Here is a 26,121-nt window from a genome sequence, read left to right as displayed (position 1 = left end):
GATGGTCGAGAAGGGATCGGCAGCGGAGTTGGCCAAGCTTCGGGAGGAGTCTCGCGCCCGGGCGGATGAGGCGTTTGACCAGATGTTTGGCCGGTATGGCCAGAACGGGCTGGTCACGTCCACGGAGCGGGAGGATCGGGCCTGCGAGGCAACCGGCGCGTTGGCCCGTTGGCTGATGCAAGAGCATTCGGCTTCGGATCCGACGTCGGACCGAGGGCGCAGGTGGAATGTCAACATGAGCTGCGGTCTGTTTCGATCCGCGTTCATGGTTGCGATGGCATCAAACCCGCTTCTCGGGCCAATATCGACGTTCCTCGAGATGCGTGCTCGCGCGCGAGTTGCGTAAGAACTGCGTGTGGGACCGCGGGCGGCGTTAGGTTCCTGTGTAGCACAGACGCAAGTTGTTCCTGTGTAGTGGTTTACATATGTTCGTGCAAAGCCACCGGCCGGATTCGAACCGGCGACCTGCGGTTTACTAAACCCGAAAGCGACTTCAGACGCCCCTCAGAACAAGCCCTGAGGGGCGTTTTTCGTGTCAAAATCAAGGGTGCAACTGCCAGCCAACCTCGAGACAAGCCGAAGCCGACCCGGATCCGGGCCTCGGCCGCCTGAAAACTTGCGTATGGCTTGCGTACGAAGTGCCCAGAGCTTTCGCCGGGCCTACTGCAGAGCACCTCGCCCTGCATCGACGTCGGCGACAACTCGGCCGTGTCTGCGGATCTCACCACGGATCTGGACGGCTGGACGCGGATCATGGACGGCAACGGCGACGGCGCGGCCGTCGTGGACATGGGCGCCTACGAGTACTTCGCGGACTGTAACACCAATGCCGTGCCCGATTCCGTGGATATCGCTGAGAGCACCAGCCGGGACTGCAATGCCAACGGCCGGCCGGATGAGTGCGAGATCACGGCCGGAACCGCTACCGACTGCAATTCCAACGGCGCGCTCGATTCCTGTGACATCGCCGCCGACACAAGCCCCGACTGCAACGGCAACGGCCAGCCCGACGAGTGCGAAGTCCCGCCGCTCGGCCCGGAAGCCAACGACCTCGATCTCAACGGCATGCTCGATTCCTGCGAGACGGTCAACGTCCTGAATGTTACCACCGGTGTCGCATATCCGACGATCCCGGCGGCCATCACCGCTGCGATCAACGGGCAAGAAATGCTGGGCACGTCATTGGCATTTACCCAAGCCCCGTCGATCAACTTCGGCAACAAGGCCCTGTTGCTCCGTAGCGATGATCTCATCACCCAGCCAGTCGGTGGGACCATCGACCTGACGAACAGTGCCGCCCTGGCGACCGCGCCCGGCAAGCGACTCACGATTCGTGGCCTGCTGCGCAGCCTTTCCAACGCCGTCGCCCAGGTGGATGCGGGCGAAGTCCTGCTCGAGAGCGGCGCGACCTTGCGAGCCCGGCTTGGCTCCAATCTGGATATGGCCGCACCGGGTGGCTTCACGCTCAAGGGCAACACGGCCATCGAAGCCAACGCCACCTTGAGCGTGAGCGGGGCGGTTACCAACAGCGGCAACATGACCATCATGTCCAAGGGCATACTGAGCGCCCTGGATCTCTTCACGAATCATGGCCAGTTCACGGCCACCAGCGGAGCCAGCGTCTACCTTGGGCCGGCCAGCACGTCGGCCGCGATGAACCTGCCCGGCGTGACCTTCCTGGCCGATGTGCTCACCGTCACCGCGAGCGGCCAGGTCACCGGCTACGGTGAGTTCTACAGCGACCTCTCCAACAGCGGAAATCTCGTGATCACCGGTACGACCACGTGGGTCGGCGACATAACCAACGAACCCGACGGTTCGATCTACTTGCAGATCGGCACGACCACGCTGGTGGGGAACCTCACAAACAACGGCGCGATCGTCGGCCAGTTCTCCGGGTCGGAGGGCGCGTTGGATGTCGTCGCGAGCTTGTCTGTCGGACCGGCCGCCTCGCTACGGATGCCCGGCCCTTGGCGATTGAGCGTGACCGGCGATTATGACCTTGCGATCGCCAGCAGCCAGAACTACGACATGTCTCAGGCAATGCTCCAGATGCGCGGGGCAGTGCATCCCCAGGCGTTGGAGGCCATGAGCCGCGATGTGGGACGCGATCCGACCGGCCTGGATCGTACAAAGGCGGGTCATTTCCCGATCATGGTGCTGCACATCGGTCCGGGTGACACCATCGTTCACGTCGCGGACCTGCACGACAACGACGGCCAAGGCCAGGCCAGTGCTGAGGCGGTGTATGTGGACACGCTGCAGGCCGACAGCGGCGCCAGGTTGGTCAACCCCGCGTGCCGAGTCTACTACCGCACCCTGATCAACAATGGCACGCTGGCCAACCCGGCCAATGTGATTCCTCTGTGTTCCGACGGTGACGCCGATCGCGACGGTGTGTGCGACGGGCAGGATCAGTGCGCAAACACAATTCCGGGCGCGAACGTCGATGCCAACGGCTGCCCGGCGGTAATCTCCGGCGACTTCGACCGCGACGGTGACGTGAGCCTGGATGATCTCAACACGTTCCAGTCGTGCTATTCCGGACCCGCCGTTCCACATACCGGTGATTGCGGCAAAGCCAACTTCGATGGCGACAACGACGTCGACCAGATCGACTTCGGCGTTTTCCAGCGGTGTTTCAGCGGGGCCGGTATTCCGGCCGACTCAGGCTGCGGTCGCTGAGCGAAGCGATCACTGTCTTTTCGTGAAGGTCTGTTTGACCGGTACGGGCATTGGCCGCATGCGTCGCCTCTGCTGCGAACAGGGGTTGCCTGAACCGGAGTTCCGGGAGGAGGCCGGCGGATTCCTGGTGATGTTCTGCAAGGATCGGTTTAGCGAGGATCGTCTTCAGTCATTAGGCTTGACCGAGGCGCAACTGCAGGTTGTTCGAGCCGTCAGAAAGCAAGGTGTGACCACGAATCGAGCGGTACAGAAGCTCCTGAGGGTCTCAAGAGCGACGGTCATTCGGCTGCTGGACGAACTCGTGAGCAGGGAGGTCCTCCTTCGCCGCGGAAAGACCGGCCGGGCAACCGACTACGTGCTCAACGCTTCAGGAACGACTCAAACGGCTCAGAAACGGCTCAGAAACGACTCAAACGCATTACGGACCAGGTAATGGCGAGCACCTTCGTATAGCCAAGCGACTGTATGAGAAGCTCGCCCGAGAGGCTGAATGGCAGTTGATCGTCGCTCAGATCCGACGTGATCATGCTCGCAAACAGGGTTCCATGGCCGAGTTCGAGAAGATCGTGGCAGGTCACAAGCCGAAGTGCCCCGAGTCCTTCGGGGAGCGATCGCGCCGCAGGTGGAAGGAACAGACGGACGGGGAATGACGGCAACAACGTCCACCGTGCGATGTCGCCACAATGATGAGGAGCGACACCCAGCAGAGCCCGTGATCGGCCAGCCTGCTCACCCCATTGGCTCGGCGGCCCAGCCCGCACGCGGGCGGCGGCATATAGAGACTCTTGTGGACGGATGCCCATCCGGGCGTGCTTGAAGGCCGAAGGCGATCTTATGGGGCCTCGCTGTGGGTTGGCAATTATTCCATCCTCATCGTAGCCGCCTTCGGGTATACTGGTCTTGCTCGCAGATCTGTCTGTGGGGTGGCTTGTGGGTGGGGGTTGGCCGGTCGTGTCGTCAGCCCGGACCAGTACGGTGCTGTTGGAGGCGATCGCTCGATCGACGGGCGAGGATGCCTGGCGGCGATTCTATGGCCGCTGCGAGCCGGTGCTGCTGGCCGTCATCCGCCGGGCGGGGTTCGCCGAGCAGGACGCGAGTGATGTTTTTCAGGAGGTCATGGCCGCCTGTCTGGAGAGTCTGCGCGAGGGACGCTATGACCCCGCCAAGGGGCGATTGCGGGCCTGGGTGCAGGGGATCGCGGCCAACAAGATCCACGAAGCCCGGCGGCGCAAGCTCCGGGCGGAAGTGCAGGTGATCGATCCTTCGGACGCCACCGGTTTCCTGGCTGCGGTGGCTGACGAGGTGAGTTGGCCGGACGTGTTCGAGGAGGAGTGGGAGCGGTCGGTCCTGGCCGAGTGCATGGCCGTGGTCCGAGGGCAGGTGGACGGACCCACGTTCCGAGCGTTCGAGCTATATGCCCTGGAGGAATGGCCGGCGGAGAAGGTTGCGGAGAATCTGGGTCTGACGGCCAACGCGGTGTACATCGCCAAATCGCGCGTTCTGAGCCGGTTGCGGCGAATCCGGCAAGAAATCGACAGGGACTCGTGAAAGAACGGCTCCGCCCGAGTCAAAGGTACTCCGTGGACGATTGGCGGGCACGGGCGGTGCCTCTGGCAAAGGGCCAGGGCGAGGTGAACATTCCAGGCGTGGAGATAGCGGGTTGGTGTCGGCCGTGGGAGATGAGCAAGGAACAGACTGGAGCCGACGAGGACTCGCCGAGGAGCGAGGCGGGATGGTGCATCCTATGACGCGACTGGGCGGCCGCGGGCAGGTGGCCCGTAGGGCGACGGCGACCATGTTCGCCTCTCTTGCTGCGGTCATGGTTCCCGGGACAGAGGTGTTCGCGGTGACGATCTACGTCTGGGAGGGGGCGACTGGTGCCAACAACGGCGCTAGTTGGATCGATGCCTTCTCAGATCTGCAACCGGCACTTTGGGTTGCGCAGCCAGGTGATGAGATCTGGGTGGCCTCGGGCACATATAGGCCCTCTGTTCGAACGACCCCATCAGATCCTCGTTCCGTGACCTTTTCGTTGGTGAGGGGAGTGAGTGTGTACGGGGGGTTCGCGGGGACGGAGACGAGCCGCTCGCAGCGGGACTTCCGAAGGAACACGACCATTCTGAGCGGGGAACTGGGCGATCCTGGCGTCAAGACTGATAACGCATACATGGTCGTGCAAGCTGTGGGTTGTGATTGGTCCACGGTGGTTGACGGCTTGACGATCAGTGGGGGGTATGATGATACGCTGGTTCGGGCGGGTCTGCGGGTACAGAGCGCGGCCCTCAGTATCGCTAATTGCGTATTTCAGGGTAACAGTCGCGGCTTGCGTGTGGACGGTGAGGCAAGGGTCGCGAACTGTCGTTTCCTAGGGAACGGCCCGACCAATTATGCCGCTGCGTTGATGGCTGTGGGTAAAGCGACGGTGGTCAACAGCGTTTTCGTTGGCAACCGGGCGACGATTGAAGGCGGCGCGATGGAGATCGGAGGAGGAGAAAGCCCGACGAGCGCTGTTGTGACCAACTGCGTGTTCATGATGAACGACGCGCCGCATGGCAGCGCGATCTATGTTTACAGTAGCACGATGCAGATGCGGAACTCGATCGTGACCTTTGACAACGGAGTGCACATCGACAGCAACGGGGCTGATCCCGTCACCATCTCCTATTCACGGATTACGCGAGCCGCAATCGAAGGCGGACAGCTGGCTTGGGGGCCTGGGAACATCGATGCCGATCCGTTGTTCGTTGATGCGGACGGGCCCGACAACATCTTTGGCACGATCGACGATGACCTGCGACTTCAGCAGTACTCTCCATGCATCGACGCGGGGGATAACGGGGCGGTTGTGGTCGGCGTTGACCTGCTGGCCAACCAACGGCGTGTCGACTCTCCGGACGTCGCTGACACGGGATCAGGGGTCGCTCCGCTCGTGGACATGGGCGCCTACGAGTACGACAGCGAACCGTTGGGCGGCCGGCTGTATGTGCATGCGGGGGCGACGGGTACGGGGACCGGAATTGACTGGGCCAACGCCCTGACGGACCTGCCGCCGGCGTTGCTGACGGCGCTGGTGGCGCGTGACCGAGTAAGCCAGATCTGGGTGGCTGCGGGCGGCTATCGCCCCGATCTTCACGGCGGGGATCGCGGGAGTACGTTTCATCTGTTCGACGGTGTGGCCGTCTTCGGTGGCTTCGCGGGCACAGAGACGGACTTGTCGGAGCGTGATCCGGATGTCAACGTGACGATCCTCAGCGGTGACCTGAACGGCAACGACGACGCGGCGAATCCTTCGACGTACACCGACAACGTCTACCACGTCGTGACAGCCAGCCACACCAACGCGACGGCCATACTCGACGGCTTCACGATCAGCGGAGGCAACGCGGACGGGACGGGATCCGACGCCCTGGGAGCAGGAGTCTACATGTCGGCCGGCAAGCCGACGCTGAACCGGATTCGGGTCTCCAGCAACCAAGCTGGCGGGGCGGTCTACAGCGACTTCGGCCAGCCGCAGTTGGGGACTCTGACCATCGACACAGGAACAAGTACCGGCACCAATGCCGGCATCCTGTCCCGCAACCAGGTCTGGCTGCAGGAACTGCTGTCAGTCGGCGGCGGCTCGCTCCAGAACCCATCGCTCCTGAACCTGCAGGCCACCCACTTTGAAGGTCCCGGTCGCCTGGAACTGAGCCGGTACGCGGAGCTTCAGGTCACCAACTCCCCGTTCTACGACCCGACGATTCTTCGGACGGACGTCACGGGCGCCGGTGTGATCCACATTGCCGCGGGCCAGCAGTTGAACCTGGAAGGCAGCGCCCGGGTGAACCTCGAGCGTCAAGCCGGCGACCAGTGCTCGGACCCGATCGGCACGGGCGGCGGCCGGATCATCGTGGACGGGACACTCATTGCCAGAGACCAGGCGACGATCGAGAACACGAACATCTGCGTGAACCAGGCAGACGTCCAGGGGACAAGCAAGATCCAGAACAACAACATCCGGCTGCTCGAGACGACGACCGGGTTCGGCGGCCAGTTTTACGTCGAGGACACGGCGAGTATCGTGGGCAACCACATCGTCTCGGAAGGGGACCGGTACCTCGACCTCGACCCCAACCCGGACCCGAACGCGGCCCACCCGGACATCCGGGACAACCTCATCGAAGTGATCATCAAGCCGGGTACCCCCGTCGAGCAGGGCACATTACTAGAGCTCCGTTCCCCGGACGAAGACTGCGCCGACCCGGACCACTGCGCCTCGGGGGTTTTCTCCGGCGGCAACGGCTACAACGACAAGTGGGTCCTCCAGAAGCTCGAACTCGAACCCAACGCGAAACTCAACCTGACCAACCGCCAGGGTTTTGACTTCAACCCCTCCTCCACCCCGGACACGGTTTACGTCAAGCAACTGATCCTGAACGCCGGTTCCGTCCTGAACGTGGCCGGCCAGAGACTGTATTACCAGGAGCTGATCGGCGATCCGAGCCAGATCGTGGATGAGCCGCTTCTGGGCTTCTCGCTGGGCATCATCGGAATGAACGACGATACCGAGTTCGACGTCCGACTGCGGAAACGACTGACCGACGAAGCGGATCGAGACCCGCTGAATCCGAACGATCCCCTACCGGAAGGCATCATCGAACGCATCACCCTCGCCCCGGACGACAATCCGCCCAGCGAGGGCGTGATGCGGATGCAGACCCATAAACCAAACGAAGCCAAATCGGCCAGTAGCGTGGCCGCCAAGGGCCACTTCGCACGAGCGGCGGAAGACCAGATCGACATCGTCTTCCAGTACCGGTTCTGCTCACCGGACGGCGAACTCATCGTCAAGATCAGCGGGAACCGGGAAGCGGACCAGGGCAACGTGGAAGTGGCCCGGATCCAGCCAATTGCCGGAACGGCCGGTTCCATGGGCAACGCCTTCGCGGTTTTCCAGCAGAGCGTCCCACGTGGCGAACTGAACTTCCTGCGAGGCACGTTCATCGAGCTGGAACTTCGTGGCAAGGATACCTGCGTGCTGATCGACAACTTCGATCCCCGGATCGAGTGCAATACGGCCGGCAAGTGCGGAGATCTCAATAACAACTGGGGCATTGTCAACGCGGAAGACTATCTGCTCCTCTTGGCCAGCTACGGCAGCGTGGTCCGAGCGGACGACCCGACCGTCGCCCAGCCGACGTACCGATTCTGGTGCCTGGACATCAACGGCGACAAGTACGTGGACGGCAACGACCTGATGGCCTGGGAGACGGCCTGGCGGACAAGGCTGAACCTGTGCGGGACGTTGATGGCGGCCGCGGCCCGGATGAAGTCACCCCTACGGGCCGAGGCAGGCTCGTCCGCCAACTCGATCCTGATGGCCGGTAAGCAGAAAGCGAGCTCCCAGAACGACTATCTGTACCGCCTGTCCGGCGATGCGGTCACGGTAAACCCGGACGGCAGAACCGCCGTTGCCTCAGGCATCTGCCCGGTAGAGCCAGTATCGCCGGCCGGCGGAATGAACACCCGGGCCAACGGCCGATTGATCACCGGCTCGGATGGCGAGATCTACCAGATCAACGGGGTGGACGGGCTATACCGAATCCGGCAAGACGGCAGCCATCAGCGAGTTCTGCAACCCGGCGCTGCCCCCGGCCCCATGAACAACCAGCTCGTCTACATCGGCACGAACGACATCAATAACACCGCGGTCGGTCTGCCCATCGCTGATGCAGTGGTCCGCCAGGAAGGAACGGATACCTGCGTCTACGTGGTCCCGGCCGTGGTCCAGACGACCTCGAACGGCATCACCTACCGTTACCGTGCGGCCGCCAAGCTGATCTTGAACGCGGACGCGAGCTTCAGCGTGGCCAACCTGTACGGCGAGGACCCCGGCCCGCCGACCTCAACCTGGTCGCCGGTGGACCACGGTCGCCCGCGAGAAATCGAACTGGACGACACCGGCACGACGCTCTATGTAGTCAGTGCCCAGGCATTCAACGGGAACGACTACGTCCTGGTGTACAACGCCAACGATACGAACCCAGCCCCTCAACGAGTCATCTCGCTATACGGCCTGTTCGGTCAGGAATCAGACGTCCCGCGTGGCGCAACCGCCATGCTCTTGTCCGGCAACGATCTGTACTTGGCGGCGGCCGTGAACCCGCTGGCCCAGACACACACCCGAATCTACCGCTTCAGAGCTGGCACCGATTGCACCACGGGTCTCTGCCCATCCGGCCGGGTGGACATCCGCAATCCAACGGTGCAGAACAGCTACAACACGAACCCGATGATCGGCTTCGTGACCGCCCTGGCCAAGAACCAGGACGGGAACCTGTACGTGGCGGGCGTAGTCTCACCGACCTTTACGGAAAGCCAGACCCCGCCGGGCGGGGATCTGTTCACCACGCCGACGGTAGCGATCGTGAAGCCGGAGTGGTTCGACTCCGCCCCGTCGAACCTGGAAGCGGCCGCCCTGACCTGCCAGGACCTGGCCTTACCCGCAGGCCTGGCATTCGGAGCACCGTTACCCTCCGGCCCGGCCGCCGACTTCGACGGTGACGGCGACGTGGACGGGGAAGACCTTGCGACATTCGTGTCGTGCAGGTCGGGTCCGATGATCCCGCTGACCGGCGACTGCGCCAAGGCCGACTTCGACCGCGACGGCAACGTCGACCAGTCCGATTTGGGGCTCTTCCAGAGGTGCTACGGTGGGCCTGGGGTGGCCGTGGCGGCAGACTGTACGAAGTAACACGGAGGTCCGGATCGCATCCGGAGACACAATGGACTGCCTGACCCCTGAACGAGTTGAACGACTGATCCGTGAGCAGTTGCCGACGGAGGAGGCGGATGCCTTGCGCCGGCACATTGCTTCATGCGAAGGCTGCCGGGCGTTGTTCGACGAGTGTGAGGCCAACGAGCAGTTCCTGGGCAGGCTGAGGCGGCATCGCGATGCCGTGATGCTCAAGCCGGCTGGACGGGCGGCGGACGCCACGGCCACCATGTCGATCAATCTGAGTGGTGTGGAAGCTGCCCTGGACGATCTCCCGCCAGACACATTCGCCGGCTACCAGATTGTCCGGCAGATCAGCAGCGGCGGCCAGGGAGTGGTCTACGAGGCCGTTCAGCAGGCAACCCGGCGGACGGTGGCCCTCAAGGTACTCCGCGGGGGAGCCTTGGCCGACGAGCGCGCCCGCTGGCGGTTCGAGCGGGAAGTACGCCTCATCGCCGCCCTCAAGCATCCTAATATCGTCATCATCCACGACAGCGGGGTGCTGTCGGGTATGTACTACTTCGCGATGGACTACGTCCGCGGCCAGCCATTGGATACCCACATCCGGTTGACCGCTCCACCGATTCGGGAGGCAGTGAAGCTGTTCAGGCAAGTCTGCGAGGCCATCGCCTACGCCCACCGCCGGGGCGTGATCCATCGCGACCTGAAACCCTCCAACGTGATGGTCAGTGACGATGGGACGCCTTGTGTACTGGACTTCGGGCTGGCCAAGATTCTCAATGAGGAACTGGAGGGCTCGCAACAGGATCTGGTCTCAATGCCCGGGGTCATGCTGGGCACGCTGGCGTACATGTCGCCGGAGCAGACCCGGGGCCAGCCGGAAGCCCTTGATGTGCGGACGGACGTGTACTCGCTAGGTGTGATCCTGTACGAACTGCTCACCGGCTCCCGGCCCTACGACGTCTACGGCGATCTGGCCAGCGCGATCCAAAACATTCGCGAGGTAGAACCACAGCGTCCTTCAAAGCTGCGGCGTGAGGCCAATTCGGAGCTGGATGCGATCGTGCTGAAGGCGATGGACAAGGATCCGCAGCGGCGTTACGGATCGGCCGGTGAACTGGCCGAGGATTTGGCTGCCTGGCTGGATGGCCGGCCGGTGAGTGCCCGCTCGGCGAGCTCGCTGTACATCCTGCGCAAGCTGGCGGTGCGGCACGGCTTCGAGACGGCGGTGATCTGTGCCTTGGTAGCAGCCCTGATCGGGTTCGGGTGCATCAGCTTCCGGATGCTCCAGTATGAGCGCGAGCGGGCCGGCAAGCTACAGGGAATCGTCAACGCCAACGAACAGCGGACCAAGGAGCAGACGGAGTTGGCGAGTGCCGCTCAGCTCAGCATCCGGCGGCAGACCTTCGACTACTTCCTGGCCCAATTCCGAAGCGGCAAGGTCGAAGGGGCTCGGGCCTTACACGAGTCCCTCCCGGCGGGCAGCGCCGAGCGATCGGCCGCCGCCTTCCTGCTGGACGAACAGTATCCGTTCGCCAAGCTGCTGGAAGATTGTGGACAGAGCGGGCTCGGCTTGACCTGGTTCGTCGAGGGTGAACGGGCCATCAGTGCCGGGCGGAAGAGCGAGGCGGTGGCTGCCTTCGAGCGGGCGATGGCTTCGGCGGACGGGGACGAGTGGTTGCGTCATGCGATCCAGAAACGGCTTGAACCGCTCCGATCGGCCAGTGCTCCGGCGGAGTCGGACCCGGCGATTGGCCGGCGATAGAGGACGACTGCCCATGCCACACAACCGAGATAACCGATGGAGCGGCCGAAGCGGCAGAGGCAGCTCTCGCCTGCGAATCTCGATACCAGCATTCCGATGCGGGTTCACACTGCTCGAAGTGCTGGTAGTCATCGCCGTCATCGCCCTGCTGATCGCGATCCTGATACCCAGTCTGCAGGCTGCCCGGGAGCGAACTCGTAAGGTGGTGTGCGCGAGTCAGTTGCACCAGCTCGCCTTGGCTTGGCACAACTACCTCAGTGCAAACGCCGATCGTTTCCCTCGCGGCAATACGGTTGACGTGACCTACGGCGGCCAGCAGAGCACCGATCCGTACTACCAGGGCCCCCGGCCACTGAACCGCTACCTCAAGCTCGATCCGGTAATCAAGGCCGGGGCCGAGGTCTTCCGCTGCCCCTCGGACGACGGCTCGCCGGACATTGTGCCGAGCTTCTTCGCGTATCTGGGTACGAGCTATCACATGAACCGATACCTGGCCGGTCCGACGAGCTTCTATGTGTACGGCGATGACCCGTGCAAGCCGGTCATGGACAAGCTGAAGGAGTTGTTGCCGACCTTGCGACGCGGTCCGGGCATGGCCGGTATCGAGTCCAAGCTGATCCTGATGGGTGACATGGGCTGGATCGAGGCCCTGACGTATTGTGAGGAGAAGATGCTCTCGTTCCACCGCCGGCCGTTCTGGTTCAATTTCGCGTTCATGGACGGGCATGCGGGGTACACGCAGATCCGCAAGGGCATGCACGTGACCAGGGATTATACCGACATCCCGGTCACCGCGCTTCAGAGCGAGGCGGCGAGACTGCAAAGGCTGGTGGAGTGAGGCCTGTCTTCAAGCATGCCGAAAGCCGGAACGCCGTGGCTGGCTGTCCTGCTGGTGCGTTTTGTGCCACGGCGCCGGCTGGCCGTGTGAACAGATGGTTGCGCAGAAAGCATGAGGCCCCGCACGAAAGGAAGATCGGATGAATGATCAGCTTTTGCGGTTCATCAAGTTGACAATCCATGGCCTCGTTCTGTGCGGGCTGGGGCTAGCCGATGTACGGGCCCAGATCCTCGGTGCGGGTTCGTTGGAGCCGGAGGTGGCCGACGCGCTCCATCTGCCCCTATCGTCGGGAGACTCGATACGCCTGTCAGAGGGCCCGGCTAGACTGCTGCTCGCCGACCTCCTTCCGTTGTTCGCGGACGACTTCGAGGGCACATTCCCTGGGACAGCCTGGGCATGTTCGGGAGCACCGACCTGGGGAAGCACGACGTACAACCGGGTGAGCGGCAGCCACAGCGTCTGGTGCGCGGGTTCGTCGATGAATCCCAAGTCCGGTTACCCCAATAGCCAGTCCGCGGCTATGGTTTGTGGGCCGTTCAGCCTGACCGATGCCAGTGATGCGTACCTGGACTTCTGGCTGAAAAACGACTCGGAAGCGGGGTACGACTTTGTGTACTGGATGATCGCGGCCAACGGCTCTCCTTTTCACGGATACAGGTTTAGTGGCACAACCAAAGGATGGACGCCCGTGCGGCTGGACCTGAAGGACGTGCCCGAACTCGGCAACCTGTGCGGGCAGGCTGAGGTGTACGTGGCCTTCGTATTCATCAGCGATGAGATCGTAGGTGGGCCGACCTACAAGGGTGCTTTCCTCGATGATGTGGCGGTCTCGATTGATACGAGTCCTCGCCAGGACAGGGTCTGGTACGTTCACAGCGGCGCTAACGGGGCGAACAACAGGACCAGCTGGGCTGATGCGTTCTGTGACCTCCAGGATGGACTGCGGGCGGCCGACGCTGGGGATCAGGTATGGGTGGGGAGGGGACACTACAGACCTGCTGCAACCGGAGGTGACCGGTCGGCCACGTTTCGCCTCAAAAGGGGTATTAGCCTGTATGGAGGGTTTGAAGGTACCGAGGCCAACCTCGCTTCCCGGCAGGGCGGTCCGGAGGACTGTGTCCTGTCCGGCGACCTCAATGCGGATGACGATGCCGGTGGTGCGAGTACCGCCGAGAACAGCTATCACGTAGTGATGGCCCGCAGTACCGATGAAGCGACTGTCTTCGACGGCTTCACCGTTATCGGCGGCAACTCGCTTGACCTGGCGAACGAAAAAGGGGGAGCTGGCCTTCAGCTGCAGAACGGATCGCTGCGCGTATCGAACTGCGTGTTCCGGGACAACCGAGCCGAGTATGGTGCGGCTATCACGAGCTATTACGGAATCGGCCTAGCAATAGAGGATTGTGTCTTCGAGGCAAACGTTGGGGGTGCAGTTGCAGCGATGTGGACCGACAATTCGGTGATTCGCAGGTGTACGTTCACACGAAACTCCGGCACCTACGGTTCGGCAATAGAGACTATGTTGAGCAGCCTCCAATTGCATTCATGTTCAGTATTTGAGAACACCTCGTGGCAGAACGGAGCACTCTATCTGATTGGTGACTGCGATATTGCTGAGAGCAGATTTGAGGCAAATCGCGGAGAGATGGGACCTGCCGCCGTCTATTGCGATGGCTTGCCGGATACGATGGTCTCTTTCTCCAATTGTTCGTTCATCGCAAACGAGGGAAACAGTGTGGGGGGGGCAGCGTATATCGATTCGCCGACTCGTTTTGTCAACTGCCGGTTTGCGGGCAATGCTGCAGTCACTGGGGGAGTGGCGGCTGTGGGTAACGCAGGCACCGACCTGCAACTGATCCAATGCTCGGCAACGGGTAATCGGGCGAGTCACGGCGGCATCCTCAGCATCGTGCTCGGCGCGAGTGCACAACTGCAGAATTGCACAATGAGCGGCAACGAATCAGCTGCGGGCGGAGCAGTCGTGGTGGGCGATAACGCCAGTCTGACGATGGCGAATTCAGTTCTCTGGGGAAACGCTCCCTGCAACCTTGAACAGCAATACGCAACGGCAGTTCTTCGAGTAGATGCCTCCGACGTCCCGGGCGAATGGCCAGGCGATGGGAGCATCGATGCAAACCCTCGCTTCGTCGATCTCGACGGCATGGACAATGTGATCGGGACTGAAGATGACGACATTCGTGTACTTCCCGGCTCACCCTGCCTGGACAGCGGCGCGAACTCTCTGCTTCCGGCGGATGTGGCCGATCTCGATGGCGATGGGGACAGAGCTGAACCGCTACCGCGGGACTTGCTGGGAGAGGCTCGATTACGCGATGAACCAATGTCGCCTGATACTGGAACAGGAACGCCGCCATTGGTCGATATGGGAGCCGTCGAAGGACCTGGGCCGGCTTGTTCCCTCCTGGTGTCGCCCCAGCGGGTGGTCGTACCTGAGGGTGGTACGGCGTCGATTTGGGTCTCGTTGGGAGTTGAGCCGGCGACGAGCATCGAAGCGACCATCGTCCGTGTTTCCGGCGACTCCGACGTCACTTTGCGATCCAGTTCGACCCTGGTCTTCGATCGCACCGGCGGAGTTCATGCCTGGAATGTGCCTCAGGAAGTGATCCTGTCGGCTTCTTCAGATCCCGATGGTCTGGTGGGGCTGGCCCGATTCAAGGTGACGCTTGGCGACTGCGCGAGTAGTGAGTTCACTGCTGTCGGGAAGGATGACGGGCCTTTCAGCCAAATCTTGTACGTCGATCAAAGCGCACCTGAAGGAGGCAACGGAACGAGTTGGAGCAGCGCCTTTACGTCCTTGCAGTCCGCCCTGCAGACGGCGGCGCTTGGAGGGTACCCGCTCGAAATCCGCGTAGCTGCCGGTGTGTATGTTCCCGATCCGAGTGGGCGTGACCGATCTGTCTCATTTGTGCTTCCCGACAATGTCGCTTTGCTGGGGGGCTACGCCGGTGCTGGAAGACCGGAGCCTGACGGTCGAGATCCCGATCTCTACGCGACGGTTCTCAGCGGAGATCTCCTGGCGAACGACGACGGGACGGCTGTGTCCCTGCTTGAGAACAGCTACCATGTCGTCGTGACAGAATCCACCGGCCCTAGAACCAAGCTCGATGGTTTTACGATCAGCGGTGGAAATGCGGATGGACCGCCCCCTTACGATAGCGGGGGAGCCGTGTTCTGCAACGTGGGGAGCCCGGCGATCAGCCACTGCAGGTTTACGGGCAATCGTTCGAAGACATACGCCGGGGCTGTGTACACTACTGGGACCGGGAACCCGGTGCTCAGCGAGTCCTGGTTCGAGGAGAATCGGGCAGATTCGTCAGGGGGGGCGGTAGCCAACAGTAGCGATAGCCGTGCCGAGTTCATCGGTTGCACCTTCAGTCGCAATATGGGTCATTGGGACAGCGGCGCGGTCAGAGACCTCGATGGAGCCAACAGCACTTATGTCAATTGTCTGTTCGAAGACAATGTCGTCGAAGAGACGTTTTACGGCAATGCAGGGGCGGTAGGGCTTGCCGACAGCAGTTCCACTTTCAGCAACTGTCTCTTCAATGGAAACGCATGCCCGGGACTGGGCGCAGGAGTGGCGGTGTTCAATGGCCGGTTGATGCTCATCAATTGCACATTGAGTCACAATGCCGCTACCCTTGGAGGTAGCGCCGTCTACGGATACGGCTCTTCGGTCATGCTCATCAACTCAATCGTCTGGCATAACACGAGCGGGGCACAGATCCTGCTTGAGAACACATCCTCCCTCTCGACTTCATATTCGGATATCGAGGGTGGGCAGTCCGGCGTTGTCGTGGATCCCGGCGATGTGGTCGAGTGGGGCAGCGGGATGATCTGGTCCGACCCGCTTCTCACGCAAGATGGCCATCTCTCGGCCGGCTCTCCCTGCATCGATGCCGGAACGAATACCGTGCTCTCTCGGGATGGACAGGCTGGAGCAGGTGCCCTCTGCGAGATCGACCTAGAGATGAATCTGCGCCGATTCGATGATCCGCTGACCAGTGATACCGGGCAAGCCGGTGAACGCGCCCCGGTGATTGACATGGGGGCTCTCGAGTATGGCAGCCCCGCGATGCCTTCGGTCATTCGAGTCAGTACCGAGGCAGCCGGCGCCGGATGGGGGTCGGATTGGCCCAACGCGATGACGGATTTGCAGGTTGCCCTGGCGACCGCACGGGCGGCTGGGGACCATGTTGAGCAGATCTGGGTGGCTGCGGGCGGCTATCGCCCCGATCTTCACGGCGGGGATCGCGGGAGTACGTTTCATCTGTTCGACGGTGTGGCCGTCTTCGGTGGCTTCGCGGGCACAGAGACGGACTTGTCGGAGCGTGATCCGGATGTCAACGTGACGATCCTCAGCGGTGACCTGAACGGCAACGACGACGCGGCGAATCCTTCGACGTACACCGACAACGTCTACCACGTCGTGACAGCCAGCCACACCAACGCGACGGCCATACTCGACGGCTTCACGATCAGCGGAGGCAACGCGGACGGGACGGGATCCGACGCCCTGGGAGCAGGAGTCTACATGTCGGCCGGCAAGCCGACGCTGAACCGGATTCGGGTCTCCAGCAACCAAGCTGGCGGGGCGGTCTACAGCGACTTCGGCCAGCCGCAGTTGGGGACTCTGACCATCGACACAGGAACAAGTACCGGCACCAATGCCGGCATCCTGTCCCGCAACCAGGTCTGGCTGCAGGAACTGCTGTCAGTCGGCGGCGGCTCGCTCCAGAACCCATCGCTCCTGAACCTGCAGGCCACCCACTTTGAAGGTCCCGGTCGCCTGGAACTGAGCCGGTACGCGGAGCTTCAGGTCACCAACTCCCCGTTCTACGACCCGACGATTCTTCGGACGGACGTCACGGGCGCCGGTGTGATCCACATTGCCGCGGGCCAGCAGTTGAACCTGGAAGGCAGCGCCCGGGTGAACCTCGAGCGTCAAGCCGGCGACCAGTGCTCGGACCCGATCGGCACGGGCGGCGGCCGGATCATCGTGGACGGGACACTCATTGCCAGAGACCAGGCGACGATCGAGAACACGAACATCTGCGTGAACCAGGCAGACGTCCAGGGGACAAGCAAGATCCAGAACAACAACATCCGGCTGCTCGAGACGACGACCGGGTTCGGCGGCCAGTTTTACGTCGAGGACACGGCGAGTATCGTGGGCAACCACATCGTCTCGGAAGGGGACCGGTACCTCGACCTCGACCCCAACCCGGACCCGAACGCGGCCCACCCGGACATCCGGGACAACCTCATCGAAGTGATCATCAAGCCGGGTACCCCCGTCGAGCAGGGCACATTACTAGAGCTCCGTTCCCCGGACGAAGACTGCGCCGACCCGGACCACTGCGCCTCGGGGGTTTTCTCCGGCGGCAACGGCTACAACGACAAGTGGGTCCTCCAGAAGCTCGAACTCGAACCCAACGCGAAACTCAACCTGACCAACCGCCAGGGTTTTGACTTCAACCCCTCCTCCACCCCGGACACGGTTTACGTCAAGCAACTGATCCTGAACGCCGGTTCCGTCCTGAACGTGGCCGGCCAGAGACTGTATTACCAGGAGCTGATCGGCGATCCGAGCCAGATCGTGGATGAGCCGCTTCTGGGCTTCTCGCTGGGCATCATCGGAATGAACGACGATACCGAGTTCGACGTCCGACTGCGGAAACGACTGACCGACGAAGCGGATCGAGACCCGCTGAATCCGAACGATCCCCTACCGGAAGGCATCATCGAACGCATCACCCTCGCCCCGGACGACAATCCGCCCAGCGAGGGCGTGATGCGGATGCAGACCCATAAACCAAACGAAGCCAAATCGGCCAGTAGCGTGGCCGCCAAGGGCCACTTCGCACGAGCGGCGGAAGACCAGATCGACATCGTCTTCCAGTACCGGTTCTGCTCACCGGACGGCGAACTCATCGTCAAGATCAGCGGGAACCGGGAAGCGGACCAGGGCAACGTGGAAGTGGCCCGGATCCAGCCAATTGCCGGAACGGCCGGTTCCATGGGCAACGCCTTCGCGGTTTTCCAGCAGAGCGTCCCACGTGGCGAACTGAACTTCCTGCGAGGCACGTTCATCGAGCTGGAACTTCGTGGCAAGGATACCTGCGTGCTGATCGACAACTTCGATCCCCGGATCGAGTGCAATACGGCCGGCAAGTGCGGAGATCTCAATAACAACTGGGGCATTGTCAACGCGGAAGACTATCTGCTCCTCTTGGCCAGCTACGGCAGCGTGGTCCGAGCGGACGACCCGACCGTCGCCCAGCCGACGTACCGATTCTGGTGCCTGGACATCAACGGCGACAAGTACGTGGACGGCAACGACCTGATGGCCTGGGAGACGGCCTGGCGGACAAGGCTGAACCTGTGCGGGACGTTGATGGCGGCCGCGGCCCGGATGAAGTCACCCCTACGGGCCGAGGCAGGCTCGTCCGCCAACTCGATCCTGATGGCCGGTAAGCAGAAAGCGAGCTCCCAGAACGACTATCTGTACCGCCTGTCCGGCGATGCGGTCACGGTAAACCCGGACGGCAGAACCGCCGTTGCCTCAGGCATCTGCCCGGTAGAGCCAGTATCGCCGGCCGGCGGAATGAACACCCGGGCCAACGGCCGATTGATCACCGGCTCGGATGGCGAGATCTACCAGATCAACGGGGTGGACGGGCTATACCGAATCCGGCAAGACGGCAGCCATCAGCGAGTTCTGCAACCCGGCGCTGCCCCCGGCCCCATGAACAACCAGCTCGTCTACATCGGCACGAACGACATCAATAACACCGCGGTCGGTCTGCCCATCGCTGATGCAGTGGTCCGCCAGGAAGGAACGGATACCTGCGTCTACGTGGTCCCGGCCGTGGTCCAGACGACCTCGAACGGCATCACCTACCGTTACCGTGCGGCCGCCAAGCTGATCTTGAACGCGGACGCGAGCTTCAGCGTGGCCAACCTGTACGGCGAGGACCCCGGCCCGCCGACCTCAACCTGGTCGCCGGTGGACCACGGTCGCCCGCGAGAAATCGAACTGGACGACACCGGCACGACGCTCTATGTAGTCAGTGCCCAGGCATTCAACGGGAACGACTACGTCCTGGTGTACAACGCCAACGATACGAACCCAGCCCCTCAACGAGTCATCTCGCTATACGGCCTGTTCGGTCAGGAATCAGACGTCCCGCGTGGCGCAACCGCCATGCTCTTGTCCGGCAACGATCTGTACTTGGCGGCGGCCGTGAACCCGCTGGCCCAGACACACACCCGAATCTACCGCTTCAGAGCTGGCACCGATTGCACCACGGGTCTCTGCCCATCCGGCCGGGTGGACATCCGCAATCCAACGGTGCAGAACAGCTACAACACGAACCCGATGATCGGCTTCGTGACCGCCCTGGCCAAGAACCAGGACGGGAACCTGTACGTGGCGGGCGTAGTCTCACCGACCTTTACGGAAAGCCAGACCCCGCCGGGCGGGGATCTGTTCACCACGCCGACGGTAGCGATCGTGAAGCCGGAGTGGTTCGACTCCGCCCCGTCGAACCTGGAAGCGGCCGCCCTGACCTGCCAGGACCTGGCCTTACCCGCAGGCCTGGCATTCGGAGCACCGTTACCCTCCGGCCCGGCCGCCGACTTCGACGGTGACGGCGACGTGGACGGGGAAGACCTTGCGACATTCGTGTCGTGCAGGTCGGGTCCGATGATCCCGCTGACCGGCGACTGCGCCAAGGCCGACTTCGACCGCGACGGCAACGTCGACCAGTCCGATTTGGGGCTCTTCCAGAGGTGCTATTCCGGCGCCGGCCAGAGGGCGGATCAGGAATGCGCCAACTGACCGGGGTCGCTTTGGTGCCTTTTCGAACGCAGATGCCAAGCGGAGTTGAGCTTCGATGACGAGGGAAGCCGTGAGCCGTCCATCAAGTATCGGCCTCAGATCACCGCTACTTCTGAGGTTCGTCCTATCCGCCTCGTCACGTTCAGCCCGCCCGGATCCAGGATGTCCCTTCTGCCCGTCTGGCCCCCGCACTTGCGTCGAGTACAATGCTCCTCGGTACGGTCGGTTTCGGGGCTCCCCCGGTTGTTGAATGGTCGAGGCTGGAGCATGTTGGACGCTTCTGCAGAAACGGAGATGCTCGACCACGCCATCCTGGGCCTGCTGTGCCGGATTCCCCTGCGGTGGGAGCCGTTGGACACTGACCGGCTGACGAAGACCGAGCAGGAGGCTCTCAAGCTGCTTACGGCCGCTGGCATGGTCGAGCGGCGGTTCAGTCTCCGTCTGCGTTTCATGGGCCACCCCACCTTGATCGAGGTGGAGTTGACGGCGACAGGGGAAGCCGGCCTCGCTCAAGCGGCGGACCCCGTTGTGCAGGCCGCGTGGGATCTCTGGAAGGCCGAGTACACCACGCGCAAGGAGCCCGGCTCGTCCGATCCGCCTCCGCGTTTCCATTGCGAGAAGGTCGGCGCCGAGCAAACTCGCCTCACCGACCAGGGCGAACTGGCGATCAGAGACATGGCGGCGGGTAACACGCAGGTGGTTCTGGGCTTTGTCTGCCGCCGAGGACTCCCGTTCAGCGTGCGTCCCCCGGTAGACGGCGAAGGCCGAGCCGACTTCATCCGTTTCTCGCCGGCCTCTTCTCCCCAGCCCGAGATCACGGAAGTCCGGGTCACGAATCTCGCCGAGGTGACCGGCCCCTTGGCCGGCATCACCAACCTGCTGAACAAGATGTTCGAGGACCGTGCCAGGCAGCCACAAGACCCATCACCCGCATCTTCCGCCGGCACCGAGCGGAACCCTGCAAGATCGGCTACCTATACCGTGGCGGCCCTTCGGGAGATGACCGAGCTGACCAGTGCGACCTTGAATCAATATGCCAAGGCCGCGGGCGTCCAGACCCCCGGTGTGGGACAGCGCAACTTCCGCTACAGTGAGCCCGACGTCCGTCGGATTCTCGAGACCATCATCGAGATGTCCAGCGAGACAACCGTGCGGGAGCGGTGCCGGGCCGCACTTGAAAGCCTTTCAGAAATCGAAGAATAATCCCAATAGCGCATTCAAATCGAACCGCGTCCAAACGACTGCGCACACCGCTCATTTCTGGCATATGTAGAGGGTATGAACACACTTCTCTCTACCGAATCGTTCCTGCCGCTGCGGCGTGCGGCCGCACGGCTGGGGGTACCTGCGGCCCGGTCGAAGCTGGAGGGGTACGCGGCCCGATTGGCCCTGGTGATGCACTTCATTCGCTGAGCAGGGGGCGATTCTACGCTGGGGAGTCCCGACGCCGTGGATGAGCAGAGTATCGCGGCCGGGGTTGCCCTGTCCCGCTGGTTCGGGAACGAAGTCCGGCGGGTCTATGCGACGCTGGGCGAGTCCGATGAGGGCCGGGACCGCAGACACCTCGTGGAGTGGATCGAACGGCGCGGAGGCCGGGTCTCAGTGAGAGAGCTGACCCATGGGCTACGGCCCTACCGGGGCCAGAGCGGCGCGGCCCGTGCCGTGCTCGACGGATTGGTGAAGGCGGGCCTGGGCCGATGGATCCACCCGGCGCCGGAACCCGGCGGCGGGCGGCCATCGCCGCGGTTCGAGCTGATTGGCGTCACCCCTGTCACCAAAACCCCCGTTGACGCTATCGCCGTGAGGGGTTTTGGTTCCGGTGACACTGGTGACAGTGCTGGAGACGTTTCTTTCGATGATCCGGCTGATCAGCGCGGTGAGACGGTGGAGGAGGCAGTCTTGTCCTGTTCGGCCACCGACGACGACTGGGGCGAGCTATGAGTACGACGATGACGCTGCTGGCGGAGTTGGCTGACCGGGGTGTCGAACTTCGTGCCGAGGGGGAGCGTCTGCGGTTCCGGCCGATAGCGGCCATGACTTCCGAGCTGGTGGCGGGAATCAAGGCCTGCAAGCCCGAGCTGCTGGCGGTACTTGCGGGGGGTCCGATCTCCGCCGGCGAAGGCGATGCACACGTAGGCGACGAACGCCCGCAGGTCGGCATCGGTGGAGGCTATGAAGACCCGCCGGAGTCTCTCGATCTCAGCAGGAATCCTCCCCGAGGCAAACCGTCGCCGAGTGGCGAAGGGCTACAGGAAACCCACGCTGATCGTGAGATCGACCGGTTCCTGCGGGTCGCGGTTCCCCGGCCTGACGGCCGAGGCCGGTACGATCCCGGCCGCCTGCGGGACGAGGATGGGCAGGTGTACCTGGCCTGCACCATGGCAGACCGAGGATCCGAGACGAGCCCAGTTGACGGTTGCCAATGCGTGAGGTAGAGGTGGAACCCACCATCGAAAGGCTGGATCAAGGCCTCATCTGAAGGCGATCGAAAAAAACGCATATCGGCTTCGTATCGCCAAGGAAGAGCGAAATGCGGGCCCGAGCAGTATGGTGAACAGAAAGACAGGTGACGCATGGGACGCAGGCGACGGAGCCATCGGCAGGGAACCTTGTTCAAGCGAGGTGGTCATGGACCGTGGGTAGCTCAGTGGTACGACCACGCAGGCAAGCGCATTCTACGGACGACCGGCACGACGGATCGCGCGGCGGCTGAGCGCATCCTGGCCAAACGCGTTGCCGATGCCGCGTTGCGGCGTGACGGCGTTGTTGATGCCCGCGCCGACAGATACGCGGTAGCCGAACGCCGACCGCTTTCCGAGCATATCGCGGATTGGCGCGCGCACCTTGCTGCGAAGGGGGTAACGTAGAAGCAGATCAAGAACGTCACGCGGCATGTCGAAACGCTGGTGACGAAGGTGAAAGCCGATCGGGCAAGCGACTTGTCCGCCTCGGCAATCTAGGCAGCCATCGGCGAGTACCACAAGATAGGAAAGAGCCTGCAGACCTGCCAACATTACCTGCGGGCCATCAAGCAATTCTCCCGGTGGCTGAAACGCGATGGTCGTGTTCGCGATGATGCCCTGGCCCATCTGACCGGCTACAACGCGGCCACGGACCGCCGGTACGAGCGGCATGCGCTGGATGCCGACGAGTTGTGCTACTTGGTTGCCTTGGTGGAGAACGGTCCCATGTGGCGGCGAAGTCTCGACGGCCAGGACCGTGCCATGCTGTACCGCGTGGCGGCAGGCACGGGCTTCCGCGTGGGCGAATTGGCAAGCCTGACGCCTGCGAGCTTCCACTTGGATGCTGCCCCCCCGTCCATCGCGTTGCGGGCGGCCAGCTCGAAACGGCGACGCAACGACCTTCAGCCAATTCGCGATGACCTGGCCGAGCTACTGCGTGGCTGGTTGGTGAACAAACCCGCTGATCAGCCCGTCTGGCCGGGCCACTGGCATGACCAGGGGGCGGAAATGGTCCGTGCGGACCTCCGACGGGCCCGTGCCCGGTGGATTCGGGAGACGCAGGATGGTAGCCAACGCCGCAGACGACGTGCGTCGGACTTCCTGGCCGAGGTCGATTCGACCGGGCGGGTGGTGGATTTTCATGCCTTCCGAGTGACCTACATCACCCTGCTGGTCAAGGGGGGCGAATCGGTCAAAGTGGTGCAGGAACTCGCCCGGCACTCGACGCCGGTCTTGACGCTGGGCGTCTACACGAAACTGGGCGTCCACGATCTGTCGAAGGCTTTGTCGGGGCTGCCGAGCTTGACGGGAGGTGCCCCATCTCGGGAACGGATGCGAGCCACCGGCACGGACCACACCCAACCGCTGCCTGCCGGCTCTGAGGACGCGCGGCAACAGCGCGTGCAAAAGTGCCGGCAAAACGGGCGCGAAGGCCAGCAACCAGGCGCGGCATCGCGCATCGTCGCCAGCGCCGCCGGCGTACCGAGTGGTGCGCATAAGCCTTTGCCCCACGCGGAGAAACGCGAGATCGTGCGAGGTCATGCGACGTGTAGTGGGAAAGCCACCGGCCGGATTCGAACCGGCGACCTGCGGTTTACAAAACCCAACTGATTCTGTTGTAAATAGTTGTCCTACAAGTAGTTGCGACGATTTCAAAAGGCGGCTCGGGGCCGCATTTGCGCGGCTCCGGGAGACGGACGCTGCCTTGGCAGATGTGCTCACGCGTTGGGAGCAGATGCCCTCACGGACACGGGCTGCGATCGGGGTCATCGCCCGACTCAGCCGTCCGGAATCAGTGGGAGAATAACGGATTGGACATCGGGGCATAGTTTACTAAAATACATGTGTTGAATGTGCTGTCAACTAGCCGATTTTAATGATGATGGTCAACGAGAACGACATCCTGGAACGGCTTCCCGATCTCCTGGCTGAACTGGCCGGCCTGCCGGTGAAGAGTGCTCGGCAGGGAGAGAACGCCGATCTCCTCCTACGCCTCGGGCCGCACCTGTTGGCCGTGGAGGCCAAGACCAACTCCCGAGCGGGCCTGGTCGCCCAGGCGGCCGAGAACGCTCGCCAAGCCGCCAGCAAAGGGAAGCCGGCGGCGATTCCGTTGGTCGCGGTCCCCTTCATGGGCGAGGTCGGCCGCAAGATATGCCGGGAACATGGTGTGAACTACGTGGACCTGTCCGGAAACGCGGACATCAACGCACCCGGTCTGCGCATTCATGTCACCGGCAAGCCCAACCTGTTCGTGCAGCGGGGTCGGCCGTCTTCCGTATTCGCACCCAAGAGTTCGCGCCTGGCCCGCATCATGCTTGCCGAACCGAAGCGATGGTGGCGTCAGGCGGAACTTGCCAGCGCGGGACAACTCGGGGCCGGTTACGTGAGCCGAATCTGCCGCCGCCTGGAAGAAGACCACCTCATTGAACGCGACTCTGAGGGCAGCGTGCGGCCGCGCGATCCGAACCTGCTGCTGGAGGCATGGCAGGCTCAGTATGACCTGCGTCGCCACGACATCCACCAAGGCCATGTCGCGGCCCGATCAGGAGAGGAACTCGCACGGCAAGTCGCCGAAGCGTGCCAGGGACTCGGCTTCGATTACGCGCTGACCGGCCTGGCCGCGGCTTGGTTGCAGGCTCCGTTCGCGGGATACCGGTTGGTCACGGTTTACCTTCGCAAGTCACCGAACGACAAGCTACTCCAGCGACTCAAATGGCATGAGGAAAAGCGAGGGGCGAACCTGTGGCTGATCCGGCCCAATGACGAGGGTGTGTTCCACGGTGCGGAGAACACTAAGAGCATGGTGTGTGTGAGCCCCGTCCAGACCTATTTGGATCTGCGCAACCTGCCGGAACGAGCCGAGGAAGCGGCAGAGCATCTTCGGAAGGAGCGGCTGAAATGGCGATGAGCAAAGAACCACGTGTGGCCGCCGATTATGCCCCCGGCTGCAGCGAGCTTGTCCGCCGCACTTGCCTCGAAGTGGCAACCCGGCTTGGCGACTTCCGCGAACAGATGTGTGTCGTCGGCGGCTTGGTACCGTCCTTGATCATCGATCAGGCCCACCGAGGGGCCGGCGTCGAAGAACACATCGGGACAATCGACCTGGACCTGGGCCTGTCCATCGTGGTGTTGGATGACCAGTTGTACGAAGAGATTGCCAAGCGGCTGCGAGACGCGGACTTCAGCCCGGACCAGAACCCGGCCGGCAAGCCGACCACCCAGCGCTGGGTATCCAAGCAAGGCGTCACCGTCGATTTCCTGATTCCGCCATCGTCCAGTGCAGACCGCGGGGGACGCCTGCGCAACCTGGAGGAAGGCTTCGCCGCAATCATCACCCCCGCACTGGACCTTGCCTTTCAGGATGTTCAGATGGTCGAGCTTGCCGGCACGTTGCCGAGCGGTGGTACGGCGGTGCGAACGATTCAGGTCTGCGGACCGGGCGCGTTCATCGTGCTGAAGGCCCTGGCGTTCGACAAGCGCGGCAAACCCAAAGACGCCTACGACCTTTACTACGTGCTGCGCAATCACTCGGACGGTGTCGAACGCATCGGTCAACGGATTCGCGGCTTCGGGGATCGATCCGAGGTCCGCGACGCGGCGTCGGTGCTCCAGCGAGACTTCGTCCGCGTTGATGCCGTGGGTCCCGCTCGCGTGGCAGAGTTTCGGGGCGGTCCGGACGACGCCCTGCAAGCCGATGTCGCGGGCTTCATCCGCAACCTGCTCGATAGCCTGACTTGAGGGCGGGCAGGTGCGAGCCAATCGGATGACGGGCTTCTGAGCCGCATCACGGCT

General features: G+C 62.8%; 14 protein-coding genes. 13 read left to right on the top strand and 1 reads right to left on the bottom strand.

The window, feature by feature from the left end; translation table 11 throughout:
* The first annotated feature begins 627 nt into the window (after positions 1 to 627).
* The 10 genes from KA354_04195 to KA354_04150 all read left to right on the top strand — a co-directional run bounded on the left by KA354_04195 (position 628) and on the right by KA354_04150 (position 22,302).
* Complete coding sequence (locus KA354_04195) at positions 628 to 2,685, top strand: hypothetical protein (protein ID MBP7933830.1); 2,058 nt, start codon at positions 628 to 630, stop codon at positions 2,683 to 2,685.
* A gap of 58 nt (positions 2,686 to 2,743) precedes the next feature.
* Entirely contained in the window at positions 2,744 to 3,118 is a 375-nt protein-coding gene (locus KA354_04190; protein MBP7933829.1) for a hypothetical protein, read from the top strand.
* Positions 3,119 to 3,636: 518 nt separating this feature from the next.
* The gene (locus KA354_04185) at positions 3,637 to 4,233 is read left to right on the top strand and encodes a sigma-70 family RNA polymerase sigma factor (protein MBP7933828.1); all 597 of its coding nucleotides are present in this window, start codon (positions 3,637 to 3,639) and stop codon (positions 4,231 to 4,233) included.
* 496 nt (positions 4,234 to 4,729) lie between these two features.
* Positions 4,730 to 9,418, top strand: coding sequence for a hypothetical protein (locus tag KA354_04180; GenBank protein MBP7933827.1), 4,689 nt, complete (start codon positions 4,730 to 4,732; stop codon positions 9,416 to 9,418).
* Positions 9,419 to 9,449: 31 nt separating this feature from the next.
* Positions 9,450 to 11,165 carry a serine/threonine protein kinase gene (locus KA354_04175; protein ID MBP7933826.1) on the top strand — a complete coding sequence of 572 codons (1,716 nt, stop codon included), beginning with the start codon at positions 9,450 to 9,452 and terminating at the stop codon, positions 11,163 to 11,165.
* A gap of 13 nt (positions 11,166 to 11,178) precedes the next feature.
* The gene (locus KA354_04170) at positions 11,179 to 12,003 is read left to right on the top strand and encodes a type II secretion system protein (GenBank protein MBP7933825.1); all 825 of its coding nucleotides are present in this window, start codon (positions 11,179 to 11,181) and stop codon (positions 12,001 to 12,003) included.
* A gap of 139 nt (positions 12,004 to 12,142) precedes the next feature.
* Positions 12,143 to 19,867, top strand: a complete 7,725-nt coding sequence (locus KA354_04165) for a right-handed parallel beta-helix repeat-containing protein (GenBank protein ID MBP7933824.1) — start codon at positions 12,143 to 12,145, stop codon at positions 19,865 to 19,867.
* Positions 19,868 to 20,134: 267 nt separating this feature from the next.
* Positions 20,135 to 21,070, top strand: a complete 936-nt coding sequence (locus tag KA354_04160; protein ID MBP7933823.1) for a hypothetical protein — start codon at positions 20,135 to 20,137, stop codon at positions 21,068 to 21,070.
* Between the two features lie 246 nt (positions 21,071 to 21,316).
* Positions 21,317 to 21,808 (top strand): hypothetical protein, encoded by a 492-nt coding sequence (locus tag KA354_04155; protein MBP7933822.1) that lies wholly within the window; start codon positions 21,317 to 21,319, stop codon positions 21,806 to 21,808.
* The gene (locus KA354_04150; protein MBP7933821.1) at positions 21,805 to 22,302 is read left to right on the top strand and encodes a hypothetical protein; all 498 of its coding nucleotides are present in this window, start codon (positions 21,805 to 21,807) and stop codon (positions 22,300 to 22,302) included. Before KA354_04155 ends, KA354_04150 begins: the two co-directional genes overlap by 4 nt.
* Before the next feature lie 240 nt (positions 22,303 to 22,542).
* Here KA354_04150 and KA354_04145 read toward each other — a convergent pair whose 3' ends face one another.
* Positions 22,543 to 22,956, bottom strand: coding sequence for a hypothetical protein (locus KA354_04145; GenBank protein ID MBP7933820.1), 414 nt, complete (start codon positions 22,954 to 22,956; stop codon positions 22,543 to 22,545).
* A 63-nt stretch (positions 22,957 to 23,019) separates the two neighbouring features.
* On the opposite strand from KA354_04145, the gene KA354_04140 reads away from it, so the two are divergent.
* From KA354_04140 to KA354_04130, 3 genes are all read left to right on the top strand, one after another.
* Entirely contained in the window at positions 23,020 to 23,940 is a 921-nt protein-coding gene (locus KA354_04140; GenBank protein MBP7933819.1) for a site-specific integrase, read from the top strand.
* A 265-nt stretch (positions 23,941 to 24,205) separates the two neighbouring features.
* Positions 24,206 to 25,237 (top strand): hypothetical protein, encoded by a 1,032-nt coding sequence (locus KA354_04135; GenBank protein ID MBP7933818.1) that lies wholly within the window; start codon positions 24,206 to 24,208, stop codon positions 25,235 to 25,237.
* Positions 25,228 to 26,067 (top strand): hypothetical protein, encoded by an 840-nt coding sequence (locus KA354_04130; protein ID MBP7933817.1) that lies wholly within the window; start codon positions 25,228 to 25,230, stop codon positions 26,065 to 26,067. The genes KA354_04135 and KA354_04130 overlap by 10 nt, the downstream gene beginning before the upstream one ends.
* Positions 26,068 to 26,121: the final 54 nt, after the last annotated feature.

The sequence above is a fragment of the Phycisphaerae bacterium genome (assembly GCA_018003015.1).
In the GTDB taxonomy this organism is placed as follows: domain Bacteria; phylum Planctomycetota; class Phycisphaerae; order UBA1845; family PWPN01; genus JAGNEZ01.
Note: the sequence above shows the minus strand (reverse complement) of the source record. Positions and strands in the feature narration are given on the sequence as shown.

What these genes read in the sequence shown, in the direction of transcription:
- KA354_04135 (MBP7933818.1), top strand. Translation starts at nt 24,206, where the DNA reads ATGATGATGGTCAACGAGAACGACATCCTGGAACGGCTTCCCGATCTC.
- KA354_04190 (MBP7933829.1), top strand. Translation starts at nt 2,744, where the DNA reads ATGCGTCGCCTCTGCTGCGAACAGGGGTTGCCTGAACCGGAGTTCCGG.
- KA354_04145 (MBP7933820.1), bottom strand. Translation starts at nt 22,956, where the DNA reads ATGGGCCAGGGCATCATCGCGAACACGACCATCGCGTTTCAGCCACCG.
- KA354_04170 (MBP7933825.1), top strand. Translation starts at nt 11,179, where the DNA reads ATGCCACACAACCGAGATAACCGATGGAGCGGCCGAAGCGGCAGAGGC.
- KA354_04160 (MBP7933823.1), top strand. Translation starts at nt 20,135, where the DNA reads ATGTTGGACGCTTCTGCAGAAACGGAGATGCTCGACCACGCCATCCTG.
- KA354_04150 (MBP7933821.1), top strand. Translation starts at nt 21,805, where the DNA reads ATGAGTACGACGATGACGCTGCTGGCGGAGTTGGCTGACCGGGGTGTC.
- KA354_04130 (MBP7933817.1), top strand. Translation starts at nt 25,228, where the DNA reads ATGGCGATGAGCAAAGAACCACGTGTGGCCGCCGATTATGCCCCCGGC.
- KA354_04165 (MBP7933824.1), top strand. Translation starts at nt 12,143, where the DNA reads ATGAATGATCAGCTTTTGCGGTTCATCAAGTTGACAATCCATGGCCTC.
- KA354_04175 (MBP7933826.1), top strand. Translation starts at nt 9,450, where the DNA reads ATGGACTGCCTGACCCCTGAACGAGTTGAACGACTGATCCGTGAGCAG.